Source organism: Skermanella sp., from assembly GCF_059503625.1.
In genome coordinates, this window is the sequence record NZ_JCACHA010001191.1 from 1 (window position 1) to 4,809 (window position 4,809).

General features: G+C 59.0%; 3 protein-coding genes. 2 read left to right on the forward strand and 1 reads right to left on the reverse strand.

Annotation, left to right across the window (positions count from 1 at the left end; translation table 11 throughout):
• A partial coding sequence (locus AC5JJ6_RS41895; RefSeq protein ID WP_496047739.1) for a helix-turn-helix domain-containing protein occupies window positions 1-266 on the forward strand: 266 nt, incomplete at its 5' end.
• Window positions 263-2,614, forward strand: coding sequence for a DEAD/DEAH box helicase (locus tag AC5JJ6_RS41900; protein WP_496047740.1), 2,352 nt, complete (start codon window positions 263-265; stop codon window positions 2,612-2,614). The genes AC5JJ6_RS41895 and AC5JJ6_RS41900, both read left to right, overlap by 4 nt.
• Window positions 2,615-3,191: 577 nt before the next feature.
• Here AC5JJ6_RS41900 and AC5JJ6_RS41905 read toward each other — a convergent pair.
• Window positions 3,192-4,809, reverse strand: a 1,618-nt coding sequence (locus AC5JJ6_RS41905; protein WP_496047741.1) for a terminase large subunit, incomplete at its 5' end; no start/stop codon positions are given.

A 4,809-nucleotide genomic window follows, 5' to 3' on the forward strand; every position in this document is an offset into this window, starting at 1 on the left:
CCACAGAGCTTGGTATCGACCCCACGACGATTTCCCGTTGGCTTAGCGGCACTTATGAGCCCCAACCGGCTTCCTTACACCAGATTGTGTCTTATTTTGGACTGCCGTCCGACACCGATCTTCAAGAAGATCCTATCTTTCTATCGGCCGAACCTCTTTCTGCAAGCGAACGGAGACAGTGGCTTAATAGCCGCATTAACGCCTTGACTTCCGAAGAGTTACGGGAGCTATTTCCTGTCCTTTGTCGTCTCTTGGAAGAGCGATGAAGCGCTTTGACGCAGGAACCGCCGGAGTTGGGTTCGAGCAAGCACCGCGCACAATTGACTGCTTGTCCAGACCATGGCCGGATATTCTCGCCGCCTTGACACGTGGTCATTCCCTGCGCCCTGTGCAGCAGCTTGCTGTCGGCCAAACCGGAATAATTGAGGCACGCCAGCACCTTGTAGTTTGCGCTCCGACAAACAGCGGCAAGAGCCTAGTCGGACACATCGTTCTCCTGGATGCCGTGCTTCGTGGTCGTCGTGCGGTATTGCTGGAACCGCTACGTGTTTTAGCCCAAGAGCAATATGAAGTTTTGAGCGAGGCGATAACCTCGCTGTCGCCAATAGTGTTCTCGTCGCCCCCAAAGATTTCTCTATCAACGGGCGACTATCGTCTTGAAGGAGAACTCCCGACCGATCCCCCAGGTCGCGAAGGCGAGATCATGGTCGCGACGCCAGAACGGCTCGATGCAGTTCTACGGAACCCCGACAATGCCGACTGGGCCGCCTCGATTGGGGCTTTGGTTGTCGACGAGGCACACCTGCTTAGCGACCCACGTCGCGGCCCGACGTTGGAACTGCTCGTTGCGTCAATGCTCTCAATGGAAGCGCCGCCGCGCATTGCTCTCTTATCTGCCTCCGTCGGGGAGCCTCAGAACCTGCAGCAGTGGTTACAGCCAAGTCAGATCCTCACTTCGAACGCACGAACGCCGCTGCGCAAGGAAGTATGGGCGATTTCGACGGACGAAGAGCCGGACGAGATTATTGCCGCCGAGCTCGCCGGCATCTTAAACACCCCGTCGAACGCTGCGATAATATTTGTCTATCGACGTGAAGCTGCAGAAGCGTTAGCGCGCAAGTTGCGCCTCAAACTGAATCTGCCAGTGCAAGGTTTTCACTCAGGACTATCGAGTGTTGAGCGGTCTAAGATCAGAGCACAGTTCGTTGATGGCTCATGCCGTTGCTTGGTTGCAACAACCGCCTTGGCAATGGGTGTGAATCTGCCTGCTACACATGTTTTGATTCGAGATACTACATATTTTGGCTTTGGCAGTCTGCAGGTTAACGAGATCCTGCAAATTCTTGGAAGAGCCGGACGTGGCGATCGACCCGGTTACGGTATCGTCCTACTCCGTCCAAATGACAATTGGTCAGCAGAGAGCCTCTCAAAAGCTTTGCGGAATGAGGTCTTGCCCCCTCTCCGATCGTCCTTCGAGTATCCCATCCCCGCAGGTAAGCGTCAAGGTTCGCGCGAATCCGGCGGTAGTGAAGTCGCCGCAGCTTCGCTCATTGCCACATGCCTCGGCCGATCTGGCACAGAAGGCTTGAATGTAGTAAGCGTTTCACGATTGCTAGCAAATACCCTCGGTGGGTATGCGCTCACATCTCGGGTGGCTGCAGCACTGCGATGGTTATGTGATCCAGTCAGACTGCTCGCCTACAGGGACAATAGCAACATCTTTCATCTGACGTACCTCGGCCGAAGCGGTGTGCGATCAATGCTGCCGCTCCTCTATGTGGCAGCACTCGGCCAACTGATGCGCGATCTGATGTCAATGGACCGAAGCGTCAGATTGCTGAGGAGATGGTCGCCGCTCGACCATCTCTTCCTCATTTCACTCCTCTCGGAGAGAGCTCCGAGAGTCCGACGATTCAGCGAGTCTCTGGCGAGTCAGATTGATGGCTGGATGGAGTCACGACTGATAGGCGAGAAGTCTATGCTATTTACCGAGTGGGTGATGGGCTCATCAACCGCATCTAAAGCAGATGAGCTCCTAGGATCTCTCGGGGTAAGCAGTCAACGCTCCGCCTCCCCCATCCCCTCAGATGCAGCAAGAAAACAGGCCTACCTTGCAATGCTTGGCGCCATTCTTCTTGACGAGCGCGCCCGGGGAGTATCGATTGAAGATATTGAGCGGAGGTGGGGAATATCTGGCTTTGATGGTTCTGATGAAGGATGGCGCGATACTGCACTTTGGATACTTGCTGGGCACACTGCCGTGTTTGATATCCGGTCCTTTTACCACCATCTCCGAGAAATCTGTTCTGCTGACTCCGGTCAGATACGAGACACAAAGCACGCGCTTATACGGATGCGCAACCAGACATATGACCTGTTGGAACAATTAAAATATACCTCACCGCTAGGTCCAATGCTCCGCGGTATTCGGGCATCTCTGCGCGGGCATGAAGGTTCTGTTGTTGGCGTGGGCACAATCCGAAAGCTTGAAGCATCAGGCATAACGACACTGCAAGAAGTTGCGCAGATGAAGCTTGCGGACTTGGAGGACTTAGGAGTCGCAACACGCTTCGCAAGGCAGATTATTGGCTACTCACGACGGCGCCTGCGCTGATAGTGAAATTCAACGGAGCAAGTATGCGCCACAGCGCGATGAGATGGAATCCGAAACCGGGGCAGGTGGTATGCGAGGGTCCTGCCTCTATGATCCAGATTAAGAGCAGGGTGTAAAGCAGGCCCGTAGAAGCACAATATCTCGTTCAAGGCGAAGATGGCATTGACGGCGATCAAGAGCGATCGCAGTCGTCCACCTCATGCGCTTTGGGACGCGGCATGCGCGGAGAATTCGACGGCAGTTAGGACAGCGAGTCGCTGTTGCACGTGCCGTCGGTGTCGTTCCCCGACGTGGCGTCACGGCTGAGGAACGTGCTCCGGCCAAGCGGCACCTGGTACATGTCTTTCAAGCTGGGCAACAGTGAGCGCCAGGTTGAGGAGCGGCTCTTCATGGACCACACGGAATTGGCACCGCGGAGCGCCCTGTCTAGCGTTTTCGTCGGCATCGTCGAGGCATGGCAGTCGACCCACCTACGGCCGGGGCGGCAGGCCAAGCGCTGGCTGAACGCCGTCGCGGCCCACCGCTTGACCACTACATCATTAAAGTGTCGTAACCTATTTTCCCGCAGCGCTCCTCATCAGACAATGACGGGATTGTGAATGGCTTCATCGATGTTCCATACCTCCTTCGCGACCATGTGCCGACCGAGTGCCATGATGAGGGCAACCGCGCCGTCGATCTTGTTTTCAGGCCGCTCCTTGCGCGGGTAGACGTTCTCCTTGGCGTCGTAGTGCCCAGCCACGTTGCCCAGCATCCACGCGAGTACCGGATCGCCATCGTGGGCAATGCGGCCCGAGCGCATCAGCGCGTCGAGCTCCTTGGTCGGCTCGGAGAAGTTCGCCACTGTCTGCCGGAACTCGATGACCCGGGCGCCCTGGTCCTGAAGCCGGGTTGCCAGCTGGGTTGCCTGCCACGGGTCGTAGGCAATCTCCCGGATATCGAAGCGCTGCGAGAACTCCAGGATGTCCGCCTCGATCTGGCCGAAGTCGATGACGTCGCCAGGTGTGAGAACAAGCCGCTCCTCCACCGCCCAGCCGCGGTAGGAGCCATTCCGCGCCTCGTCTACCGCCACCTCGGGCAGGTAGAAACGGCCGAAGGGGATCAGCTTGCCATCTCGCGCGAACAGCAGGACCAGGGCGGCAATGTCCGTTTTCGACGCTAGATCGATCCCCAGGATGCAGGACTCGCCCTGGAACTGGTCGAGAACCAGGCTCTCGTCCCGGCAGCGCTCCCAGGCCCGCATATCGAACAGCGCCTGGTCGGTCTGGATCCAGATGTTCAGGTGCTTGGTCAGGAACGACGCCTGCGAGGCCGGCGACTGCATCGCCTTGCGGCATTGCATGGCGAGGTGCTCGGGCTCGACCGACACGCCGTAGTTCGGGTTGGCCTTGCGCCAGGTCTCCTCCGCCGTCCAGTCGTCCCCGTCGTCGATGGTGTAGACGATCCCGAAGGTGTTCTCGTCCTCGACCGTGCCCTTCAGGATGTTTAGCACATAGGCGCGCTGCTCGTAGCAGACGCCGGTCTTGTCAGAGCCGGCGGTGGTGATCGCCCACAGCATCGACTGGTCGCGCTTGCCGGCACCGGTTTCGATGGCGTCGTAGACGTCGCGCGAGCGGTGGGCATGGAGCTCGTCGATCAGGCCGAAGTGGACGTTCTTGCCGTCCAGGCTGTCGGCGTCGGCCGAAACCGCCTCGAAGTAGCTGGCGGTGCGGGTCTGGACAATCCGGTGGGCCAGCACCTCAACGCCGAGGAGGCGCAGGAACTCGGGCGAGCGTCGCGCCATCTGCTGTGCTGTCCAGAAGGCGATCTTCGCCTGGTCACGGGTCCGGGCGGCGCTGTAGACCTCGGCACCACCCTCGCCATCGGCGGCCAGCATATAGAGGGCCGGCGCGTCCGACATGGTCGTCTTGCCGTTACCCCGCGGGACCTCGATGTAAACGCGCCGGAAGCGCCGCTTACCGGTCAATGTGCGCAGCCAGCCGAAGGCGGTGGTCAGCACGAAGCACTGCCAAGGCGCCAGACGGATCGGCTCGCCCGCCCGCGGTCCCTTGATGTGCGGCAGGAGTTCGGCGAACCGGCAGATGCGCTCCGCCGCTTCCGGATCGAAGCGGTAGGGCCAGTCCTCGCGGGGGAGATCGTGCAGCTGCCGCTGGCAGGCCTGCCGGACATAGCCGCAGGCGATGATGTCGCCGGCA